General features: G+C 72.5%; 20 protein-coding genes and 1 pseudogene. 6 read left to right on the top strand and 15 right to left on the bottom strand.

The genetic code is table 11. The annotated features are described in order from the left end of the window. Positions 1-63 precede the first annotated feature (63 nt). Positions 64-990, bottom strand: coding sequence for a helix-turn-helix domain-containing protein (locus tag ACH4RG_RS25415; RefSeq protein ID WP_397932590.1), 927 nt, complete (start codon positions 988-990; stop codon positions 64-66). A 162-nt stretch (positions 991-1,152) separates the two neighbouring features. Between ACH4RG_RS25415 and ACH4RG_RS25410 the strand changes: the two genes are divergently transcribed. After that, entirely contained in the window at positions 1,153-2,193 is a 1,041-nt protein-coding gene (locus tag ACH4RG_RS25410; RefSeq protein WP_397925702.1) for an NAD(P)-dependent alcohol dehydrogenase, read from the top strand. 95 nt (positions 2,194-2,288) lie between these two features. Here the strand turns inward: ACH4RG_RS25410 and ACH4RG_RS25405 are convergent. Then, positions 2,289-2,468, bottom strand: a pseudogene (locus ACH4RG_RS25405) (transcriptional regulator); the annotation flags it as partial. Between ACH4RG_RS25405 and ACH4RG_RS25400 the strand changes: the two are divergent. The 3 genes from ACH4RG_RS25400 to ACH4RG_RS25390 all read left to right on the top strand — a co-directional run bounded on the left by ACH4RG_RS25400 (position 2,449) and on the right by ACH4RG_RS25390 (position 5,856). Then, on the top strand, positions 2,449-3,066 hold the full coding sequence (locus ACH4RG_RS25400; RefSeq protein WP_398540302.1) for a hypothetical protein: 618 nt from the start codon (positions 2,449-2,451) through the stop codon (positions 3,064-3,066). The pseudogene ACH4RG_RS25405 and the gene ACH4RG_RS25400 sit on opposite strands and share 20 nt — an antisense overlap. A 1-nt stretch (position 3,067) precedes the next feature. After that, positions 3,068-4,708, top strand: coding sequence for an alpha/beta hydrolase (locus ACH4RG_RS25395; RefSeq protein WP_398540301.1), 1,641 nt, complete (start codon positions 3,068-3,070; stop codon positions 4,706-4,708). A gap of 131 nt (positions 4,709-4,839) precedes the next feature. Further along, positions 4,840-5,856 carry an alpha/beta hydrolase gene (locus ACH4RG_RS25390; RefSeq protein WP_397925706.1) on the top strand — a complete coding sequence of 339 codons (1,017 nt, stop codon included), beginning with the start codon at positions 4,840-4,842 and terminating at the stop codon, positions 5,854-5,856. Between the two features lie 14 nt (positions 5,857-5,870). Here the strand turns inward: ACH4RG_RS25390 and ACH4RG_RS25385 are convergent, their stop codons facing one another. The 11 genes from ACH4RG_RS25385 to ACH4RG_RS25335 form a co-directional block, all read right to left on the bottom strand. After that, the gene (locus ACH4RG_RS25385; protein ID WP_397925708.1) at positions 5,871-6,989 is read right to left on the bottom strand and encodes an AI-2E family transporter; all 1,119 of its coding nucleotides are present in this window, start codon (positions 6,987-6,989) and stop codon (positions 5,871-5,873) included. 90 nt (positions 6,990-7,079) lie between these two features. Then, the gene (locus ACH4RG_RS25380) at positions 7,080-9,293 is read right to left on the bottom strand and encodes a HelD family protein (RefSeq protein WP_397925814.1); all 2,214 of its coding nucleotides are present in this window, start codon (positions 9,291-9,293) and stop codon (positions 7,080-7,082) included. Positions 9,294-9,455: 162 nt separating this feature from the next. Next, a complete protein-coding gene (locus ACH4RG_RS25375; protein ID WP_397925710.1) occupies positions 9,456-10,715 on the bottom strand; it encodes a phosphopentomutase in 1,260 nt (419 codons plus the stop codon). Positions 10,716-10,726: 11 nt separating this feature from the next. Continuing rightward, the gene (locus ACH4RG_RS25370) at positions 10,727-11,890 is read right to left on the bottom strand and encodes a YhfX family PLP-dependent enzyme (protein WP_397925712.1); all 1,164 of its coding nucleotides are present in this window, start codon (positions 11,888-11,890) and stop codon (positions 10,727-10,729) included. Between the two features lie 2 nt (positions 11,891-11,892). Next, the gene (locus ACH4RG_RS25365) at positions 11,893-13,020 is read right to left on the bottom strand and encodes an aminotransferase class V-fold PLP-dependent enzyme (RefSeq protein WP_397925714.1); all 1,128 of its coding nucleotides are present in this window, start codon (positions 13,018-13,020) and stop codon (positions 11,893-11,895) included. Position 13,021: 1 nt separating this feature from the next. Then, positions 13,022-13,978, bottom strand: coding sequence for a phosphotriesterase (locus tag ACH4RG_RS25360; protein ID WP_397932582.1), 957 nt, complete (start codon positions 13,976-13,978; stop codon positions 13,022-13,024). Positions 13,979-14,027: 49 nt separating this feature from the next. Then, the gene (locus tag ACH4RG_RS25355) at positions 14,028-15,362 is read right to left on the bottom strand and encodes a YhfT family protein (protein ID WP_397925718.1); all 1,335 of its coding nucleotides are present in this window, start codon (positions 15,360-15,362) and stop codon (positions 14,028-14,030) included. Positions 15,363-15,406: 44 nt separating this feature from the next. Then, the gene (locus tag ACH4RG_RS25350; RefSeq protein ID WP_397925720.1) at positions 15,407-15,763 is read right to left on the bottom strand and encodes a DUF2620 domain-containing protein; all 357 of its coding nucleotides are present in this window, start codon (positions 15,761-15,763) and stop codon (positions 15,407-15,409) included. A gap of 78 nt (positions 15,764-15,841) precedes the next feature. Further along, positions 15,842-16,228, bottom strand: a complete 387-nt coding sequence (locus tag ACH4RG_RS25345; protein ID WP_397925722.1) for a PRD domain-containing protein — start codon at positions 16,226-16,228, stop codon at positions 15,842-15,844. 94 nt (positions 16,229-16,322) lie between these two features. Next, positions 16,323-17,261 (bottom strand): GntR family transcriptional regulator YhfZ, encoded by a 939-nt coding sequence (gene yhfZ / locus ACH4RG_RS25340; protein WP_398540300.1) that lies wholly within the window; start codon positions 17,259-17,261, stop codon positions 16,323-16,325. A gap of 78 nt (positions 17,262-17,339) precedes the next feature. Beyond that, positions 17,340-17,552, bottom strand: a complete 213-nt coding sequence (locus ACH4RG_RS25335; RefSeq protein WP_018956374.1) for a hypothetical protein — start codon at positions 17,550-17,552, stop codon at positions 17,340-17,342. 494 nt (positions 17,553-18,046) lie between these two features. On the opposite strand from ACH4RG_RS25335, the gene ACH4RG_RS25330 reads away from it, so the two are divergent. Beyond that, complete coding sequence (locus ACH4RG_RS25330; RefSeq protein ID WP_397932579.1) at positions 18,047-18,604, top strand: TetR/AcrR family transcriptional regulator; 558 nt, start codon at positions 18,047-18,049, stop codon at positions 18,602-18,604. A 23-nt stretch (positions 18,605-18,627) separates the two neighbouring features. Here the strand turns inward: ACH4RG_RS25330 and ACH4RG_RS25325 are convergent, their stop codons facing one another. After that, positions 18,628-19,122 (bottom strand): hypothetical protein, encoded by a 495-nt coding sequence (locus tag ACH4RG_RS25325; protein ID WP_397925728.1) that lies wholly within the window; start codon positions 19,120-19,122, stop codon positions 18,628-18,630. Positions 19,123-19,352: 230 nt separating this feature from the next. Here ACH4RG_RS25325 and ACH4RG_RS25320 point away from each other — a divergent pair, with 230 nt between their 5' ends. Then, positions 19,353-20,264, top strand: coding sequence for a LysR family transcriptional regulator (locus ACH4RG_RS25320; protein ID WP_397932577.1), 912 nt, complete (start codon positions 19,353-19,355; stop codon positions 20,262-20,264). On the opposite strand, the gene ACH4RG_RS25315 is transcribed toward ACH4RG_RS25320, so the two are convergent. After that, a complete protein-coding gene (locus ACH4RG_RS25315; RefSeq protein WP_398540392.1) occupies positions 20,253-21,311 on the bottom strand; it encodes a MerR family transcriptional regulator in 1,059 nt (352 codons plus the stop codon). The two genes, ACH4RG_RS25320 and ACH4RG_RS25315, sit on opposite strands and share 12 nt — an antisense overlap. Between the last annotated feature and the right edge of the window lie 47 nt (positions 21,312-21,358).

The raw sequence follows: 21,358 nt of genomic DNA, 5'->3' as shown, positions 1-21,358 counted from the left end.
GGTGAGCTGGATTCGGCGACTTAAGATCTCCGGGCAGGCGCGTCCGGCTCGGCGCGCTCGTCCTCATCGCTCAGGGCTGTCCCGCCTCGTGTCGCCGATGACGTCGACCCGGCCCGCGTCCGCTCCCCAGCTCGCCAGCAGGCGCAGGGCCTGGGCCGACTCCGAGCCCGGCTCCGCGTGGTAGGTCACCAGATGCTGCTCCTCGTCGTCCGGGAGGTTCAGCGTCTCGTACGACAGCGCCAGCTCCCCGACGAGCGGATGCCGCAGCAATTTGATGCCGTGGCCCTTCTCCTTGACATTGTGCGTGGCCCACAACCGCCGGAACTCGTCGCTCTTGACCGACAGTTCGCCCACCAGCGCCGACAGCTCCGGATCGTCGGGGTGGCAGCCCGCGTACAGCCGCAGATAGCTGACCATGTCCGAGGCCTTGGAGTCCCAGTTCACGAAAAGATCCCGGTAGGCGGGGGAGAGGAACACCAGCCGCGCCCAGTTCCGCTCAGCCTGCGGCAGCGCACCCCAGTCGCCGAACACCGCGGCCGCCATCGGATTCCAGGCGAGGACGTCGGACCGCGCCCCGGTCACGTACGCGGGGATGCCGTCCATGCTGTCGAGCAGGTACAGCAGACCCTTCCGTACCCGCTGCACCCTGGCCGCGCGGCGCTTCTTCCTGTGCCGCGCGGGCTTGGCCAGGTGGGTCAGATGTGCGCTCTCGGCGTCCGTGAGCCGCAGCGCACGCGCGATCGCGTCGAGCACCTCGGCCGAAACATTGCGCCCGTTGCCCTGCTCCAGACGCGTGTAGTACGCCACGGACACCCCGGCCAGCTGCGCCAGCTCCTCCCGCCGCAGACCGGGCACCCGGCGGTGCCGGCCGAACTCCGGAAGGCCCACGTCCCCCGGCTGGAGCTTGGCCCGCCGGGTGCGCAGGAACTCACTGAGCTCGGCCCGCCCGTCCATCGGCTCGGGGGCGGCGGCCTCTGGTCGATCGTCCATGGCTTCCATTATTCCTGTGACTCCTGGTCGCGGGGGCCTGAGCCTGTCCCCGTCAGTAGTAGGACCGCTGGACGTAGGCAAAGCGGTGACCTGGGTAAACATCCGTCACGGCGTGATGCTGGGAGACGTTCCTACCGCATCACCCAGAGGAGAACCTCCGGCATGACCACCGTTGCCGCCTATGCCGCTCCCCGTGCCAAGGCCCCGCTGGAGCGCACCACGATCGAACGCCGCCCGGTGGGAGAGTTCGACGTGCTGATCGACGTCAAGTTCGCCGGGATCTGCCACTCCGACATCCACCAGGCCCGCGACGGCTGGGGAGAGGGCATCTTCCCGATGGTGCCCGGCCACGAGATCGCCGGGATCGTCGCCGAGACCGGCCCCGGGGTCACCCGGTTCAAGGTCGGCGACCGTGTCGGCGTCGGCTGCATGGTCGACTCGTGCGGAGCGTGCGACGCCTGCCTGATGGGCCGCGAGCAGCACTGCGCCGAGGGGAACACCCAGACGTACAACGCCCTCGACCGCGGCGGCGAGCCCACGTACGGTGGCTACTCGACGCACATCGTCGTGGCCGAGAGGTTCGCCCTCTCCATCCCCGAGGGCATCGCCCTGGACGAGGCCGCGCCGCTCCTGTGCGCGGGCATCACCACCTACTCCCCGCTCAAGCGCTGGGGTGCGGGCCCGGGCAAGAAGGTCGCCGTCGTCGGCCTCGGCGGTCTGGGCCACATGGCCGTCAAGATCGCGCACGCGCTCGGAGCCGAGGTCACCGTCCTCTCCCAGTCGCTGCGGAAGAAGGACGACGGGCTCAAGCTGGGGGCCGACCACTACTACGCGACCAGTGATCCGCGGACCTTCGAGGAACTGGCCGGCACCTTCGACGTCATCCTCTCCACGGTCTCGGCCCCGCTGGACTTCGGCGCCTACCTCGCTCTGCTGCGGACCGACGGCACCCTGGTCAACGTGGGCGCCCCCGAGGAGCCGATCTCGCTGAACCTGTTCTCCCTGATCCTGGGCAACAAGTCGATCGCGGGTTCGATGATCGGCGGGATCAAGGAGACTCAGGAGATGCTGGACTTCTGCGCCGTGCACGGGCTCGGCGCCGAGATCGAGGTGATCGGCGCGGGTCAGGTCAACGAGGCGTACGAGCGAGTCCTCGCCAGCGACGTCCGCTACCGCTTCGTGATCGACACGGCGACGATCTGAGGCGTCGGCCGCCCGGCCGCCCCCTCACGCGAACGTCCGCCCCGAGCGCCCGAGGTGCTCGGGGCGGACCGGTACTCACGCCTGGTCCGGTCTTCCCGGGGCTGCCGACGGCGCGCCCCTTCCAGGACGGCCGGCGGCAGCCCCGGGAAGAGCGCCTCCAGGTCGTCCTGGCGCAGCCGGCTCAGGCGGGAGGCCCCTCGTGGTTGCCGACGGCTGACGCCCGCCTCACGCAGCACCTCGAAGTGGTGGGTGCTGGTGGACTTGCTCACCGGCATCCACCGGCGGCATCGTCCGGGACGCCGCGATCTCCGCGCACCCGGCTACCAGGTCCCCTTCGCCGAACAGGTCAGGCGGACGGCCGGCGTCCCCACCTCCGCCGTGGCCCTGATCCTCGACGCCGGTGAGGCCGAGGAGATCGTCGCGGCGGGGCGGGCGGACGCGGTCGTGATCGGCCGCGAGATGCTCCGTGATCCGCACCGGGCCCATCACGCCGCCGAGGCCCTGGCGGCCGGGCCCCGCCGGCCCGACCAGTACGGCTACGCCCTGGCGCGCCGCCCCGCCCGGGTCTGTCCGCCCACCGGGCCGCCCGGCCGACCAGGCCATCCGCGCTGTGCTCCTCTCCCGGCCCCCGGCATCCTCCGGCTGCGCCTCGCCGAGGCCGCCTACGCGCAGTACCGCGCCGACATGACGAGCTTCGCCCGGCGACTCGCCCGCGTCGAAGCCTCGCTGACGCCCGCACCCGGCATCCTCCCCCTGCGGGAGTGGGCCGGTGGTCCTGGCCCCGGGAACCCGACGAAAGGGGGAGCTGGCCCCCGCCGCGCTGGGGTGCCAGCCCCAGTGATCCCCAACGGCCCTTCTTCTAGCGTCTGTTGATGTGAGTTACGCACAGGACGCAGAGAAGACCATCCGACCCCTGGCGGCCGCCCGTACCACCACGGCGGCCCGGACGACCGCCAGGGCCGGCGCAGCGGGCCTGGCCCTGGCCCTGGCGGCGGGCATCACGGCGTCACCGGCCCTGGCCACCGCACGGCCCGGCCCGGAACCCCGTACGGTCGCACCGCCGACGACCGCCGGAGCGCTCGACCGCTATTACCACCAACCCCTGGACTGGGGCACCTGTATGAGCTCCCCGCAGGACGAGACGGGCAGAGACCTGGACAGGGCGGGCGTGCAGTGTGCCGACGTCACGGTCCCGCTGGACTACACAGCCCCCGGGGGCCGGACGCTCACGGTCGCGATATCCCGTCTGAAGGCCACCGACACCCGCCGCCGCATCGGCGCGATCCTCCTCAACAACGGCGGCCCCGGCGGCCCGGCCGTGGACTCCCCGCCGATCGTCCGCACGGCGATGAAGGAGGTCGGCCCGCGCTACGACATCGTCGGCTTCGACCCACGCTTCGTCGGCCGGAGCACCCCGCTGGACTGCGGCTGGCCCGTCAGCTTCACCTGGTTCTCGGCCGGTGCGAGCCGGGCGGGCTTCGACCGCCAGGTGGCGCTGAGCAAGAGCCTGGCCGACAAGTGCCGCGCCACGAACGCCTCGGTGCTCCCGCACATCAGCACCCGCAACACAGCCAGGGACATGGACGTGATCCGGGGCGCACTGGGCGAGCGCAAGATCTCCTACCTGGGCTATTCGTACGGCACCTACCTGGGCACGGTCTACACCCAGATGTTCCCCGGCCGCTACGACCGGATGGTCCTGGACGGAGCGGTGGGGCCGGACGACTACCACCCGCGCCTGCTGAAGCACACCGTGCGCGAGAACGAGCAGGCGCTCTCCGCCTGGGCCGCCTGGGCGGCCGCCCGCCACACGACGTACGGCCTGGGCCGCTCCCGTACCGCGGTGCTCTCCACCATCGACCACGTCATGGCGAAGGCGGCCCGCGCCCCGCTGACGCTCGGCACCGGCCCCGACGCCTTCCGGGTCGACGACACCCACATACCGACGCTGCTCTTCATGGGCGTGGCCGACGACGGCGACGGCTCGCGGGACCTCCTGGCCCAGCAGGTGGCGGCAATGTCCGGGGCGTCGAAGGGCCGCGAGGCTCCGTTGCCCCCGGGGTTCGCGGAGACGCTGCGTCTCCTGTTCTCCGGCGCGGGCTCCGCCTTCGGCAGCTCCCAGACGGCGATCATCTGCGGTGACGTACCGGCCCCGCGCGAGACCGAGCGCTACTGGCGCGACATCCAACGGAGCCGGGGCGCACACCCCCTGTTCGGCCCCCTCACCGAGAACATCGGCCCCTGCGCCTTCTGGGACGCGCCACGGGAAGCCTCCACCCGTATCAGCCACGACGCCCCCGTCCTCCTGGTCGCGGCCACGGGCGACCCCCGCACCACCTACCGGAGCACCACCGCCCTGCACAGCCGGCTTCCGGGCTCCAGGCTCCTCACCCTGGAGAACGCCAACCGCCACGCCCTGTACGGGGAGTACGGCAACGCCTGCGTGGACACCGAGGTCAACCGCTACCTCGCGACGGGGCGCCTCCCGAAGAGGGACGAGACCTGCGTGAAGTGACCCGGGGCGGGAGACGGCCTCCCGTCGGTGTACGGGCGGCCTCCCGCCGGAGGATGCCGGGCGCCCGTCCCGCTCCGTACCGTCCGAGGTGTCGGGCGAAGTCCGGCCGACGATGTCGGGAGGTCGCGGTGATGAGCATGGCGCGCAAGGTGATCGCATGGGGCGCTGCCCTGCTGCTGCTCGTGACCGGAACAGCGGCGGCAGCGGCCCCGCCCGGGGAACGGCCCCCGGGGATACGGGTGACCGAGGAGCGGTGGATCGGCGACCGGCTCCTCGAACTGACCGTGCGGTCGGCGGCGCTGGGGGGCGTCGGCACGGTCCGCCTGCTCACCCCGGACGGCTGGGAGGATCGCGGGCGCGGCGAGCGGTGGCCGGTCCTGTATCTGCTGGCGGGGGGCCACGGCGACCCCGAGGCCTGGACCGAGGACTACGCGGTGGAGCGGCTCCCGCAGCTGCGGGACGTGCTCGTGGTCATGCCGTCGATGCCGGTCTTCGGGTTCTACAGCGACTGGTGGAACGGCGGCGCCGGCGGCGCGCCGCGCGTGGAGACCTTCCACCTCGACGAGGTGCGCCCGCTGCTGGAGCGTCTCTACGGCGCGGGGGGCCGGCGGGTCGCGGCGGGGGAGTCGCAGGGCGGTTTCGGCGCGCTGACCTACGCGGCACGCAACCCCGGCCTGTTCCGCGCGGTGGCGGGGCTCAGCGGCTACGTCCATCCGCTCCAGCACCCCCGGGCGGTCCGGGCCGGACTCGACTATCTGGGCCTGGACCGGTCCGCGCTGTGGGGCGACCCGGTGGCCCAGCGGCGGATCTGGCAGGACCACGACCCGTACTACCGGCCGGAGCGACTGCGCGGCGTCGAGGTCCACCTCTCCAGCGGCGACGGCCGGGCGGGCGTCCTCGACCCGCCCGGCACGGAGCCGGACCCTCACGTCCCCGGCCTGGAGGACCCCGACGACCCCTTCCCCGCGGACGTCCTGTCCCCGACCGAGGCCATCATGGGGGCGGAGAACCGGGCGATGGCCTCCCGGCTGCGGGCCCACGGGGTGGCGGTCACCACCCACTTCTACCGGGGCACCCACTCCCCGCCCTACTGGGAGCGCGAGTTGCGCGGGGCGCTGCCGGCGCTGCTGCGCGCCCTCGGGCGGTGAGGGGGGGCCGGGCCCTACGCCGACGGGAGCGGTGAGCCGGCCCCGTCGGCCGGGGCCCCGGCCTGCGGGGAATCCTCCACGAGCTGCTCGCGGAGGTAGTTCCAGACGACCCCGAGCACCGCCGCCACCGGCACGGCGAGCAAGGACCCCACCACGCCGGCCAGGCTGCCGCCCAGGGTCACGGCGAGCAGGACCGTGGCCGCGTGCAGCCCCAGCCCACGGCTCTGGATCATGGGCTGGAACACATTGCCCTCCAACTGCTGTACCACGACGATGATCGCCAGCACGATCAGGGCATCCATCGGCCCGTTCGAGACCAACGCGATGACCACCGCCACGAATCCGGCGAACAGCGCCCCCACGATCGGCACGAACGCGCAGACGAAGGTCAGCACCGCCAGCGGCAGCACCAGCGGCACGCCCAGGATCCACAGGCCGATCCCGATGAAGACCGCGTCCAGCAGACCGACGAACGCCTGGGACCGTACGAACGCGCCCAGGGTGTCCCAGCAGCGGGAGGCCACCTCGGGGACGTCGGTGGCGAGCCTGCCGGGAAGCTGACGGGTGAGCCACGGCAGGAAGCGCGGGCCGTCCTTGAGGAAGAAGAACATCAGGAAGATCGACAGAACCGCTGTGACCAGCCCGTTGACCACGGTGCTCACCCCGGTGACAGCGGTGGTTACCACACTGCCGACACTGTCCTGGAGTTGAGCGGTCGCGGTGTCGAGCGCACCGGTGATCTGGTCGTCGCCGATGTTCAGCGGCGGACCGGCCGCCCACTCGCGGACCTTGTCGATGCCCGCGATCACCCCGTCGGCCAGCTCCCCGGACTCACCAGCCACCGGCACCGCGATCAGCGCCACGATGCCCGCCCCCACAAGCAGGGAGAACACCGTCACCACCGAAGCGGCGAGCGAGGGCCACCACCCGAGCCGGCGCAGGAAACGGGCGAGCGGCCAGGTCAGCGTGGTGAGGAACAGACCGACTATCAGCGGCCACACGACCGACCACATCCGGCCCAGCACCCACAGCGCGACCGCCGCCGCCACGAGGATCAGCAGCACCTCTGCGGAGACCCGTGCCGACGTGCGGAGAGCAGCCGCGGTCTTTGTCGAACTCAATGGCGAAGACATGGCGTTACCCTATGGCTTCGCCGACCGTGTTCCGGCCACGCCCACGGCCCGCAGGCACCGAGCGCCACGAGGGCGGGCCGCCCGCCCCCGTCAGCGCAACGACGGGGGCAGTTCCTCCCGATGGACGATCCCCAGACGCTGGGTGGCGCGGGTGAGCGCCACGTACAGATCGCTCCTGCCGAACCGGGCGGGCTCCACGACCAGCACATGGTCGAACTCCAGCCCCTTGGCCTGGCGCGGATCCAGCAGCACCACCGGGCGCGTGAGGTCGGGGGCCTCACCCGCCGCGACGCCGTCCAGCGGGGCGGCGATCTCCTCGTGCAGCGCACGCGGCGCGATCACCGCGAGGCGTCCCTCCCGGGGCGTCAGCTCCACGACCGCCCGGGCCACCTCGCCCGCCAGGTCCTCCCCGGCATCCCGCGTCCACGGCTTCTCGCCGGTCGACCGGACCGAGACGGGGGCGGTGAACGAGGGGTCCCTCTCCCGCAGGACCCCGGCGGCCAGCTCCATGATCTCCGCGGGCGTACGGTAGTTGACCTCCAGCGTGACGTGCTCGAAGCGGTCGCCGACGTACGGCTGGAGGATCTTCTCCCACGACCCGACGCCGGCCTCCTCGGACGTCTGGGCCGGGTCGCCGACCAACGTCAGCGAGCGGCTCGGAGCCCGGCGCATCAACAGCCGCCACGCCATCGGCGACAGCTCCTGCGCCTCGTCGACGATGATGTGCCCGAAGGCCCAGGTACGGTCGGCGGCGGCCCGCTCGGCGGCGGTGCGGTGGTCGGCCTCCTCGTGCCGCTCCGCCATCCGCTCGGCGTCGATGATGTCGTGGGCGGCGAGGACCTCGGACTCCTCGTCCTCGAACTCGTAGCTCTCCGAGCCGCGCGACAGCTCCAGCACCCCCTGCGCGTAGCCGACCCGCTCCTGACGGGCGGCCTCGGCGGCCGCCTGCTCCGCGCTGTCGTCGACGCCGAGCAGCTCGGCGGCCTCGTCGAGCAGCGGTACGTCGGCGGACGTCCACGCCGCGCCGACGGACGGACGCCGGATCAGGTCGGCGTCCTCGTCCGGTACGTACACCGGGTCGGCCAGATAGTCGGCGAGGAAGCCTTCCGGGGTCAGCGGCGGCCACAGCTCGTCCACCGCCGCGTGCACCTCCTTGCTCAGCGCGACGTCCCGGCCGAGCTGGGCCACGTCGTCCGGGCCGAGGAAGTTGGGCCCGCCGTAGGGGTCCGCGCCGATGCGCTCGACGAGCTGCGCGGTGAGCGCGTCGATGACGCGGAAGACGAAGTGCGGGCGGGCGAGATTGTGCGGCAGACGGGTGTCCCTGGCCGCCTGCCGGGCCTCGTACGCGATCTCCCAGTCCAGGACCAGGTCCCCGCCGTCCTCGTGCGGGACGACCATCGCCGCCCCGGGCTCGGGCAGCCGCTGCCGGTCGCGTACGGCCAGCGCGAGCGCCTCGGCCATCGGCTCGCCGCCCTTGACGGCCGCGGCGCGCGCGGAGTCCGTACCCGTGGCGCGCACCCCGGGGAACAGCTCCGCCTGCGTCGCCAGCAGTACCCCGGTCTCACCCAGCGCGGGCAGCACTTCCGCGATGTAGCGCAGGAACGCCGGGTTGGGCCCCACGATGAGCACGGCCCGCTTGGCGAGCAGCTCGCGGTGCTCGTACAGCAGGAAGGCGGCCCGGTGCAGCGCGACGGCCGTCTTGCCGGTGCCGGGTCCGCCCTCGACGACGAGGACGCCCCGGTGCGGCGCCCGGATGATGCCGTCCTGCTCGGCCTGGATGGTCCGCACGATGTCACTCATGCGTCCCGTGCGCGCGGAATCGAGCGCCGCGAGCAGGACGGCGTCGCCGTTCGGATCCTCGAAGCCGGTGCGGTCGCGGTCCCCGAGGTCGAGGATCTCGTCGTGGAGCTCGGTGACCGTGCGGCCCTCGGTGGTGATGTGCCGTCGCCGGCGCAGACCCATCGGCGTGTGCCCCGTGGCGAGATAGAAAGGACGCGCCACCGGCGCACGCCAGTCGATCAGGACAGGGGTGTGGTCGGCGTCGTCCTCACGGATCCCGATACGGCCGATATGGTGCGCGAGTCCGTCGGAGCGGTCGATGCGCCCGAAACACAGCGAGCCGTCCACCGCGTCGAGCGCGGCGAGCAGGCCCGAGCGCTCCGCGACGAGGATGTCGCGTTCCAGCCGCGCCTGCTGGCCCGTCCCGACCGGCGTCAGCGCGTGCTCGACGCCATCGGCGGCCACCCCGCGCAGGGCGTCGACCCGGGCATGGAGCCGGTCGATGAATTCCTGTTCTTCCCGCAATTCGTCGCTTTCCCGGTTTGACAAAACGGCTCCCCGCCAGATATATTCGTACTCATAAGGCCCCCGAGCGGGGCCTTTCTGCATGAGCGCAGAAGAATCCAATATACCCGCGAAAATCCCCGGACCGCAATTACGGTCCGGGGATTGTCCGTTCCGGGCCGACTACTTCCGGAGTGCGGCGGCCCGTGCCTCCCCGTCCGTGCCGATCGGCGTTCCCGCCGCCAGGTCCCGCGGGGACAGAGCCAGCGACCGGGCGGCCGTCGCACCCACGTCGGCGAGACTCCGCGCGTCCGGCAGCAGCTCCGCCCCGGCCCCGTCGGGGCGGTGGATCAGCACCGGCACGTACTCCCGGGTGTGGTGCGCGTGCCCGATCGAGGGGTCGTTGCCGTGGTCGCCGGTGACGATCAGCCGGTCCCCGGAGTCCGTGAGCAGTGCCAGGAGCCCGGCGAGCCCCGAGTCCACCTGTTCCAGCACCTGCCCGTAGCGTCCGGGGTCCTGCTGGTGCCCCGCGAGATCCGTCTCCTGGACGTTCGCGACCACCAGGGCGTCGCCCCCGGCGCGTACCGCGTCCAGGGTGTACGCCAGGACATCGGCGGTGGCCACGGCGGGCCGCCGGTCCGCCTGTTCGCACACCAGGATGTCGGCGGCCTTCCCCACCAGGGTGACCGGGATGCCGGCCCGCGCCGCGAGAGCGGGGAGCTGACGGGTGTGGTCGAGCGGCGCCCCCAGGTGCTGCACTTCCAGACCGCCGTTGCGGTAGAAGCCGGTGGCCGGGGTGTCCAGCCCGACGGTGCCCCCGTCCCCGCCCCGTACGTAGGAACCGAGCGGACCGTCCGCGTGCCCGCCCACGGCGATGACCCGGGCGACCGGGGCGACCGCCCGTACTGTGCGGGCGACGGCGAGGATCCCGCCCGGACCGTCGAACGGCAGATCCTCCAGGCGCCCCGAGGCGTTCCAGTTGATCCCGGGATCGGCCTCCAGGTTGTCGTGGACCAGCACCGCCCCGTCGACCAGCAGCAGCGGCTTTCCGTCCAGCCGCTCCACCCGGTGACCGGCCGTCGTGAGCGCCTCGGCCACCTCGTCGAGGTGGTCGGCGAGCCGGGCCACGGCCACCCTGCTGTAGTCCGCGCCCATCATGGTCTGGTGGCCGGCGAAGGTGTCCGCGCCCGGGTAGCCGAGGGCGGCCCGGCCCGCCGCCACGGGCAGCCGGGTGCTCCGCGCCAGGTCCCGGTGCGGATGGACCAGACCGAGGCCCAGCGCCCCGAGCACCGGGAGCCGCAGCGGCCGCCCGAACGCGGCGCGGGCGTGGTCGAGGACGTGCCCGCAGGTGTCGGCGGCGAGGTCGCCGGGGCGCAGGGCGCCCGCGTCGGGCATGGCGCCGACGCCGAATCCGTCGATGACGACGATGACGGTCCTGGCCATGGGATCACTCCTTACAGGGCTCGGCCGTGGGCGTCGTAGAGCCCGTTCAGCCGGGGCCTGCCGGAGGCGAGTCCGGAGACGACGGCGACGGTCGAGCGGGTGACGAAGATCTGGGTGCGGAAGGCGAGCAGCGCGGTGTCGCCCAGCCGGACGTCCGAGCCGGGCGGTGGTGCGTCGAGCAGCCGGTAGTAGTCGATGTTCTCGGCGGGGGCGGTCTGCACGCCCAGGCGCGCGCCGGTGCGTGGCAGGAGGGTGCCGCAGATGTGGGAGCGCGCGTAGAACCCGCCGCCGAACAGGGCCGGGCGGCCGTCGTCGAGGGTGTGGGCGACCTCGCTGACGTACACGTACGCGGGTTTCTCGGGCTGGGACGGGTCCAGGGCGTGCAGCGGAGTGGTGCCGGTGAGGGCGTGGCCCGGCTCCCCGTGCGTCGCCCCGCGCTCGGCGAGCAGCGGGAGGGACGCCATCGAGGTGGCGCTGGGCGCGCTCAGCCTCAGGTTCTGGTGCCCGCGCGCCGCCAGCAGGTCACGGGCCTTGAGCGCCAGGTCGAAGGTGGCCGTCGCGGTGGGAAGGCCCGTCGCGGGGTCGCACAGTACGCACGGGAAGGCGGTGACGCCGGCGATCCGGATGCCCGGCAACGCCTCGGCGGCCTCGGCGAAGACGTCCAGCCGCTCCACCGGAACCCCACCCTCCTGTCCCGGGTAGACGACGCCCCCGGCGCCTTCGAGCCGGATCAGGACGTCCTGGACGAAGCCCAGTTCCCGGGCCGCCTCCGAGACGGCACGGGCGTTGGCCAGGTCGAAGACCGTGACGTTCTCCGGCCGCCACGCCAGCATGCCGGGCAGCTCCCGCCGGGGGATCTGGACGAGGTGGCCGAGGTTGCCCGGCCTCGCCCCGGCCGCGTGCAGGGTCCGGGCCTCGGCCGGGTCGATGGCGGCGGAGCGGGGGATGTGCCGGGCGACGGCCCGGATCAGTTCGGGGTTGCGGCCGATCTGTTTGACGACGAACCACAGACCGAGGCCGAGGCGTTCGGCCTCGGCCGCCAGCAGCGCGGCGTTGGACTCCACGGCGTCGAGATCCATCACATACGTGTCGGGCGGGATCTCGCCACGCCGGTGCAGGGTGGCCGCGGCGTCGACGAGCTCGGGGTTGCGGGTGAGCACGGTGTCGAGAAACACGGTCAGTGGTCCTTCGGGTCGGCCATCGCGGCGAGCGAGCGGCGCAGGATGTCGATGACGAGGTCCGCGCCGGCCCGCATCGGGTTGACGCGCACGGTCCAGTCGGCCAGCTCCGGGGCGTCGTCCAGGGCGGAGCTGGACATCCGGTAGAAGAGCGGCGCGATCTCGTAGCGCGAGTTGGAGCCGACGGGGTAGGGCGCGGCGCCGAACCGTGCGGCGACGGACGGCAGTCCGGCGGCGATGGGCCGGTCCAGGCGGATGAGCAGGCAGCGGTCCTGGGCATTGGCGACACGCACCTCCGCCACCCCGGCCACCTCCCCGGCCGTGAGCCGTTCGGCGACCTCGGCCCCCACCCGGGACTGCACGGCCCACAGGAGCGGTACGTGGGTGAGGGCGCGCAGCGCGTCCAGCGCCTGGTGGCCCTGGACCTGCCCGCCGCCGGAGTAGTTGTCGCGGCGGACTCCCCCGACCAGGTCGCGGGCGCCCACGACCAGGCCGACGCCCTCGGGCCCGTGGAGCTTGAACAGCGAGAAGCAGGAGGCGTCGGCGCCCAGCTCGACACCGGCGGCGGGGGTGCGCATGACGGCGTAGTTGTCGTCCACGACCGTGCGGACCCCGGCCGCCCGGCAGGCGGCGATGACCTCGGCCGGATCGTAGGAGTCGGCCAGCCGCTGCCGGGTGTGCTGGACGTACGCCCACCGGAACCGCCCGGACGCCAGAGCGGTGTCGAGCGCCGCCCGGTCGTTGAAGTCCGCCTCCGTGGTGCGTACGCCGATGCCTCGGAAGGTGACCTCGGTCGTGCGGTAGACCGGGGCCCGGTGGATGAGCACATCGTCGCCCGCCCCGACGACGGCGTTGAGCGCGGCCCGGATCGCCCCGGTGCCCGCGCCCTGTACGAGGGCGGCGTCATCGGCGCCGAAGAAGTCGGCGAGGACCGCCTCGACGCGGGCGGTGGTCCGGGGCCGGCCGAGGCCGGGGACGACTCCCGCGTCGGCGGCGAACAGCTGCTCGCCCTCGAAGTGCGCGGCGGTGGCCTCCAGCAGCCGGAACTGCCGCGCCGCGGCGTCCTCCAGGGCCACCGTCGGCAGCGGAAAGGTCACGGGGAGCACGGGTGGGGGTGCGGGGCTCATGTCAGTTCTCCTCCACGGTCGCGCCGGTCAGGAAGCGCACCGGATTGCGACGGGTCAGCAGGTCGATCAGGTCGTCGTCGGCCCCGGCCGCCCGCAGCCGGGGCAGGAAGTCCGCGAAGAGGTGCCCGTATCCCTGGCCGCCCTCGCCGCGCAGATAGCCGTGGCGGGAGATGTCGCAGCTGAGCAGGGCCCGGTCGGCGTGGCCCGCCTCCAGCAGTGCGAGCAGCAGCCGCAGCCGGGTCTCGTCGCTCTGGTACGCGGACTTGCCCACGGTGTCGAACGCGACGTACGCCCCGCGCGCCGCCAGCTCCCGGTGGAGGCCCGGGTCGTCCAGCAGGTCCTGGTGGCCGACGCTCACGCGGTGGGCGGGCAGACCCTCACCGGTGAGCAGCTCCAGTTGGGCGAGGCCGCCCCGGCCGAGCTGGGCGTGGGTGGCGAGGGAGAGGCCGGTGGCCAGCGCGGCCCGTGCGCCGGCCCGCAGCACCTTGGCCTCGGCGGCGGTCGGTGCGTCGCCGTGGCTGCCGATCTCCCCGAGGACGCCGGGCCGGACCCCGCTCCCGTCGATGCCGTCCTCGATCTCCCGGACGAGGATGCCGGTGAGCGCCGCCACGTCCAGGGTGTCGACCTCCGGTGTGTGGAACGGCTCGTAGTACCAGCCGGTCGCGGCGACGACGGCGACACCGGTCTCCCGGGCGATCCGGGCCAGGGTCCGCACGTCGCGCCCCATGCCGCGGCAGGTCAGCTCGACGACCAGGGCGAGGCCGTACGCCTCGCGCAGTGCGGCGAGTTCGGCGGCCACGGCCACCGCGTGGCGTTCCGGTCCGAGGACGGCCGCGCCGTCGCCCACCCGGTCCAGATCGAGGACGAGGTGCTCGTGGGCGAGGGCGGGGCCGCGTACCGAAGCGGTCCGGAGCTCTCCGGTGACGGTGCGCAGGGTGTGCGGTGCGGGGTGGTTCATCGTGGGGCCTCCTGCTCCATGTACGGCACGCCGGATCCGGGGTCGGGCCTCAGCCCTTGACCGGGGTGAACAGGTCGAGCCAGTACAGGATGTTGAGGAGGACACCGCCGACGATCACCGCCGCCGGGGCCGCGGCCATCCTCACGACCGGCCGGCCCATCGACTCGTTCAGGAGGTAGAGCCCGCCGACGACGAGGATGCCGAGCCCGCCCCCCATGGCGTTGGCGGCCATCAGCGAACCGAACAGGATCGCGAGCTGGAGCGTGTCCCCGATGGCGCTGCGCAGATGCTCCGAGGAGTCGCGGACGCTCGGCAGCTTGCCGAGTATCCTGCCGATCCAGGAGAGGGCCAGCACCTCGACGGCGAACACGAGCGCACCGACGACGGCGGCCAGGAACGGGTTCGGCATGAGGTACCCGATCGGGTACACCAGGGTGAAGCCCGCGATGCCGTACGCGCCGGACGCCAGGGCGGTGGTCGCGATCAGCGGGATGAAGCCGAAGACCCGGTAGAAGTCGACCTGCGCCGCCTCGGCGTACTGCCCCTTCGCGATCAGGAAGCTGGTCGCCTCGCCGCCGCCGAACACATGCATCTGGGCGAGCACGCACACGCCGGCGCCCAGCACCATGAACAGAGGGAGATACTTCCGCAGCCGGGCCGCGCTGGCGCTGAAGAGGGATGCCATCGGGTCGTCCCCGCCCACCTCCTCCACGACGCCCGCCGCCCGGTCGGCCCGGCGCTGCCGCAGGTCCTTGGAGACGGCGAGGCCGATGAGCATCAGCACGCCCACCGCCATGGCCAGCGCACCGGCGAACATGTTGGGCCACAGCTTCATCGTCATGACGACGAGGGCCAGTTCGAGGACGCCCGCGACGCCGCCCCACCTGCGGCCGAACTGCTTGGTGATGGCGAGCACCGGGAAGAGCGTGAACAGGAACAGGATCGGCGTCGACATCTGCTGCATCGCGGTCAGGAAGTCGACCGGGAGGTCATGGGCGATGTTGTTCGCGCCGTTCAGCCCGAAGACCACCACCGCGCCCCACGCCCCGCCGAGGATCGGGGCCAGCCACTTCTTCGGTGACAGCATCCCGAGGATGTCCGTGGGCAGGAAGAGCAGCCACGGGTTCAGCACGCCGGTGGACAGGGCCATCGGCGCGCCGAGACCGAAGATGAATCCGGCGGAGAGCCCGAACGAGACGGCCGTCGTCGCGCTGCGGGTGGTGCGCCCCTGGATGAAGTCCAGCAGGAAGGGGCGCACACCGTCGTTGAAGACGGCCAGCGCCATGTGCGCGATGAACGCCGTGAGCGCGCAGAGGGCTATCACGGTCAGTTGCTGGGCCAGCGAGAAGTCGAGTTCCGCGCCGGCGGCGAGGGTGGTGCTCACGAGTCACTCCTTGGTGCCCGGGGTGATGATGAAGGAGGCTGCGATCAGCCGTGGGCCGCGATGGCGCGGGCCATCAGCGGGGCGATGACGTCGATCTGGTCCATCGAGAAGCCGAAGGCCTTCTTGCCGTCGGCGAGGAGGGCGGCGATCGCGTCCTCGGTGGGGACGCTCCGGCCGAAGGTGTGGCAGGAGGCGCTGCCCAGGAGGCCGACGAGCACGCCCAGCGACGCACCCGCGCCGGTGTGGCAGGTGCCCAGGTAGTAGTCGGCCTGGCCGACCCGCAGCTTCATCGCGGCGTCCATGTCGCTGGAGGGAACGACATCGAGGGAATCGATGCCGAGCTTGCCGATGGCCTGGGTGACCTCGACCTTGCCGACTCCACCGGTGAGGATCTTCGTCATGGCTGTTCTGCTTTCTACGTGTTCCTGCGGGGCGTACGGGGAAGCGGGGGCGTACGGGGGGAGGGGCGCGGCGACCGGTCAGGAGGCGGGGGCGGGCGGGGAGTTCCGGGCCAGTACGGCCAGGTGCATGCCGAGGAAGTTGATCTCGGACTCGGGGAGAGCGGCCCCGAGCTCCCGTTCGGCCCGTGCGGCGACGGCCCGGGCGCGTGCGACCGCTTCCGGTTGGTCCGCCAGCTCGGCGGCGACCTGGTCGTCGGTGAGGAACTGCTCGATCGGCTCACCGTTCAGCAGTCGGCCGATGGCCATCATGAGATGGCTGGTCAGCATGGAGGCCGTCGCCTCGGTGACGAGGTGCCCCTCGGCTTCCAGGGCGGCGAGTTCGGCGGCGACGAAGTCGGCCACCTCGGGTTTGACCTGACCGCCTTCGCGGAACAGCTGGATCCGCAGTGCGAGCTGGTCGTCCATGATCGTCCTCCTCAATCAACAATAACCAGGATTCTGTATTTTCGACGCGTACGGCGCTCCGGGATCATCCGCTTCGCGGCGGCCGGCCGACAGGTCAGTACGAGGGGACGCGCTCCCCCCGCAGCACCTCACTCTGCAGCCGTGTCACCGTCGACAGGTCGAGCGCCTCGCGGACGGCGGCGAGCGCCTTGGCCCCCTCGGTCCGGCCGATCACGGCGGCGGTGGAGTTGCGCAGGGCCAGCTCCCGGGTGACCTCGTCGCCGAGCGGCACCACGTCGACGCCGAGCCCGAGCCGGTCCTGTGCCTCGTCGAGGTTCCAGACGGTCGCGTCCACCTCGTTCCGGGCGAACAGGTCGTGCAGTTGCATGTAGGAGGCCTCCCGCCACTCGATGTCCTCCCGGCCGGCGAACACCCGCTCCACGAGCATGCGCAGATCCTCCGAGGCGTGGTCGACGGCCACCCGGAGCCCCGGAGCGGCCAGATCGGCCCCGTGCCGTACGAGCATGCCGTGTGCGCCGACGTAGGTGGCGGGGCCGAGGTCGGCCACCAGCTCCACCGGATGCTCGGCGATCAGCTGGTCGGCGGCGAAGCGCGACAGCACCACCAGGTCGACCTTGCCCTCCAGCAGGGCGGCGGTGCGGGCTCCGGCCCCCCGCATGAACGTGATCGCGAACGGCGCGCCCGCCTCCTCGAAGGCGCTGCGCAGTCCGGTCGCCAGTCCCTCGTACCTACGGGAGTAGGGGAGCGGCATGGCCGCGAGCAGGGTGCCGAGGCCGGACAGTCGCCACAGGACGGTGCGGTCCGAACGGACCAGGAAGGTTCCGAGGTGACCGCGCGCGGTCGTGGAGATCGCCCCGGCCTCCTCCAGGAGCTGGAGGGCCGCCTGCACGGTCCCGTTGCCGCAGCCCAGCTCCTCGGCCAAGTCGCGCACACGCGGCAGCCGGGTGTCCGGCTCCTGATGCAGGAGCAGGACGGCCAGCTGCCGGGCGGCGAGGCCGTTGCGCGTGAGGAGTCGGTCGTCCAGGTCGTTCACACATCAAACAGTAAACAGGATTCTGGATACTGGCAAGGGTCGGGTCGCCGGGCCTGAGGGGGCCACTACGGGCCGGCCTCAGTCCGGCAGGGGGACGCGGATCACGGGGTCGAACGGGTGCTTGTTGAAACCGCTGCGCACATTGCGGCAGCTCGGCGCCTGGCACATGAAGAACTCGTCGACGCTCCGGCGGCCCGTCCGGCCGCGGAGCCAGGTCTTCTCGTCGGTGGTGAGGGAACGGTGCTGCTCGTCGGAATCGCACGTGTAGCAGTACATGGCGCGGGCCGGCACGGGACCTCCTGAAGCGGGCGAACTGACAGAAGGGGAAGCATATGAGGGCGCGTCGGCCGTGGGCGGTGTACGGCGCGCCCGAACCTGTCGCTGGCGGGACCGCGGCGGCCCCCGTCCGGAGAGCCGCTGCGGTCCGGACGTCCGCGTCAGCGGGTCAGGGTGAACGCCTGGGCCGGGGAGCCGGAGCAGGGCTGCTGCGAGAGCCCGGCCCCGTCGGCTGTCGAGGAGTCGTCGACACTCAGGCCCTCGCTCCGGGCGTGCCGGTCACGAGGAGGCGGGACAACGGCATGAAAGAACAGCGACCAAGTGGTTGGCAAGTAGTCTGCTCGCGTGTTCCTTCCCGTTGCCGGAAGATCTTCGCCGGGGCCTCGGCTGGCTTGAGGTGAACCGCTGAGCAACCAGTCAGTGGGCAGGCCGACGCGCGGTCCGGCCAAGGCCCGTACGCCGCTCAGCCGGAGGCCCGGCAGCGACAGCAGGTCATCCTGGCCATCGCCATGGACACCTTCGCCGCCCGTGGTCACAACAACGCCTCGCTCGCCGAGATCGCGGGCCGGGTCGACCTCCCGCAGGCGGGTGTGCTGCGCTACTTCCGCTCCCAGGCCCTTCTCCTCACCAGCGTCCTCGAACTGCGCGACCAGAGAGACATCGAGCACCTCGGCCCCGACCGCCCCCAAGGGCTGGACTTCCCGCGTCACCTGGTGGACACCGCACTGCGCAACGCGGAGCGCGAGGGCATCGTCCGGCTGTACGCGGTGCTCTCGGCGGAGTCGGTCACCGGCGATCACCCCGCCCAGGACTACTTCCGCGACCGCTACCACGGGCTGCGCGCCTTCGTCGCCGACGCCCTGCGCGAGGCCTGCGAACCGCCCGCCGACCGCGCGGCGCTGACCGGCAACGCGGCCAACGCCATCATCGCGGTCATGGACGGCCTCCAGGTCCAGTGGCTCCTGTCACCGGAATCCGTGGACATGGCAGCGTCGATGGATCTCGTGGTCACTTCGCTGCTGGCCACTCTCGGTCCTGGGCGTTTCGGCCCGCACGCGGCAGGCTGACCCACCGCGACCGGGCCGGTCGCCTACTCCAGACCGTTGCGTGCGGCGAGCCTCAACAAGACCCCGATCAGGGCGGGTTCGAGCCCGAGCGCCGTGAAGGTGAGTGGTGGCGCGCCCCGCCGTTCGATCTCGACGCGGTGGGAGGCCATGAGGAGGGAGGCGCTGCTCGTCCTGCGCAGACCTGTCACCTCCCGCCACACCACCGCGTCCCGCACCCCGCCGAGCGGGCCGGTGACGGCGATGCCTCCCTGGTGCAGCCGGCACTGGTTGCCGCCGCATCGAGCGCTGACGAAGCGCCACGCCAGACGCAGGCCGAACAGGACGAGGACCACGGTCGCGGCCACGGCGCCCTTGAGCAGCGCGGAGTTCGGCCTGATCCACACCAGCAGGGCGATCATGACGACCACCAGCAGGGTGACGGTCCGCACCGCGAACTGGGCGAGCGCGCCCGCGAGCCCCACAGCGTGGTACGTGCCGATCCGCTGCCCCAACTCCGGTGCGCTCCGGGTCTGTCGCACGATGAACCGCCTTCTCGGGATGTGAAGCCACCGGCCCGCATGTCCCCGACCGATCGAGTGGCGGGCCCGGACGGCCGCGCACCGTCCTTCGGCGCCGCCGCGCACCCGACGTTATGGCCGCCCGAGACATGACACCAGCGACCGAAATGCATGGGACCCATGCGCGACCGGAATGTGATCGGGGAGGATGCCGGTGGTCGGGCGGCGCGCACGGCGGCAAGGGGGAAGACATGTGGGAGAACGAATCGCTCCGGTTGCTCGTCACCGTGGCCGAGACCGGATCGTTCACCCGGGCGGCGGCCCGGCTGGACTACACGCAGTCCGCGGTGTCCCGGCGGATCGCCGCGCTGGAACACAAGGCGGGCGGTCCGCTGCTCGTACGCCTTCCGCGAGGCGTACGGCTCACCCCCGCGGGGCGGGTGCTGCACCGGCACGCCGTGGACGTGCTCGGCCGCCTGGCCCGGGCCGAGCGGGAACTGACCGTGCTGCACGCCGGAGGCGGCGGGCCCCTGCACACCGGTGCGTTCGCCACCGCCAACATCGCACTCCTGCCGACCGCGCTGCGCGCCCTGAAGGACGCCCGGCCGGGGATCCACGTGGTGGCCGACGAGAACCCGACCGGCACGCTGATGCGGCAGCTGGCTGACGGAACGCTGGACCTCGCCGTCGTGAGCGATTATCCCTACGGCCTTCCCTCGGCCGACGGGATCACGACCACCGTGCTGTGCGAGGACGAACTGCTCGTCGCCCTCCCGCGCCGACACCCCCTGGCCGGGGACGAAGCCGTCGACCTGTACGAACTCCGCGACGAGACCTGGATCCAGAGCGCGTACGGCGACCGACCCACGATGCTCGCCGACGCCTGCGCCCGAGCGGGCTTCACCCCGGGGAAAGTCATGCGGATCGCCGGGTGGGCGGGCAAGTTCGGCTACGCGGTCGCCGGGCTCGGCGTGGCCCTGGTCCCCTCGCTGGCGGCGCCGGCGGTGCCGGGTGAACTCGTCCTGCGCCCCCTCACCGACCCCGCCATGCGCCGGACCGTGCATGTGGCACTGCCCGACACGCCGCTCCCGGCGGCCCTGGCCCTGCGGGAGTGCCTGACCGGGGCGGTCGCGGACCAGGAGCGGCCCCGCTCACCGGGGTGAAACGGCTCGTGCCCCGTCCCGTACGCCCGTTCCGGGCGAGGGGGCGACGGAACCGCGCCCCTCCCACGTGTCCACGCCGTCCATCGCCCCCAACTGCGCGTCCAGGGAGGCCAGGAGCCAGTCGTGCGCGGAGCCCGGAGTCGGCTCGGGGCGGCCGCCGGGAGCACTGATCACCTCGGCCGTCAGCTCCCAGTAGCGGTCGATGCGCGGATCGGCCGCGAGCCGGCCGGCCAGTACGCGGCGGAAGGCCGCCGTGTCGGGAGCGCCGTACGTGCTCGCGTACGCGTCCACGAAACCGTCCAGCGCCTCGCCGGGACAGGGCTCCGCATCGCGGCGCAGCTCCCCGCCCGCCAGGTCGTACGCCTCGGCGAGACCCGCGTACAGCACGGCCGACGCACGGGCCCCGGCGGCGCCGTGCGCCCGGGGCTGGCAGGAGCCGCCGCCACCACCGCCCCCGCACGGACGGGTCACGTAGGCGTGCAGCCGTGCGAAGGCGAGGACCTGGTCCGGCCGCGGGTCGTCGGGCAGGTCCGGCACCGCCGCCTCCAGGAACGCGGTGACCGACCGGGCGGGCATGCGGGGCGGCAGCCACGCACGCCAGAACCGGGCCAGCGAGGCGGTGCTCGGCGGGGCGGCGACCGCACCGACCAGCCTCAGCCGGTCGGGCCGTTCGGCCGGCGGGCTCTCCTGTACCAGCCTGAGCGCGGCCTCCCGCCAGCGCAGCGCGGCGAGCTCGGAGCCCAGGGAGCGCAGCCGGCCGGCCACGGCCTCCTCCAACGCGCCACCCTCCCCGGCCCCGTCGCTGCGCTCGTCCTGCTCGTCGAGGATGCGGCGCACCTCGGGAACCGGCAGGTCGAGGCCGCGCAGGGAGCGGATCATGCGCAGCCGCTCCACGGCCTCCGGAGCGTACCTGCGGTGCCCGCCGGCGCTGCGGGAGGCCTCTGGAAGCAGCCCTCGGTCCGAATAGAAACGGACGGTCTTGACGCTCACGCCCGTGTGCTCGGCCAGTTCGCCGATGGTGCACAGACCGTCGTACGACGAGAACACTTGAACCTCCACCAGGGGGAGTTCCTACGGTAACGCCGAGCGCTGCC

The organism is Streptomyces sp. NPDC021019, assembly GCF_044333295.1.
In the GTDB taxonomy this organism is placed as follows: Bacteria; Actinomycetota; Actinomycetes; order Streptomycetales; family Streptomycetaceae; genus Streptomyces.
The sequence above is the reverse complement of the archived record's forward strand: the minus strand, read 5'-3'. Positions and strand labels throughout refer to the sequence as shown.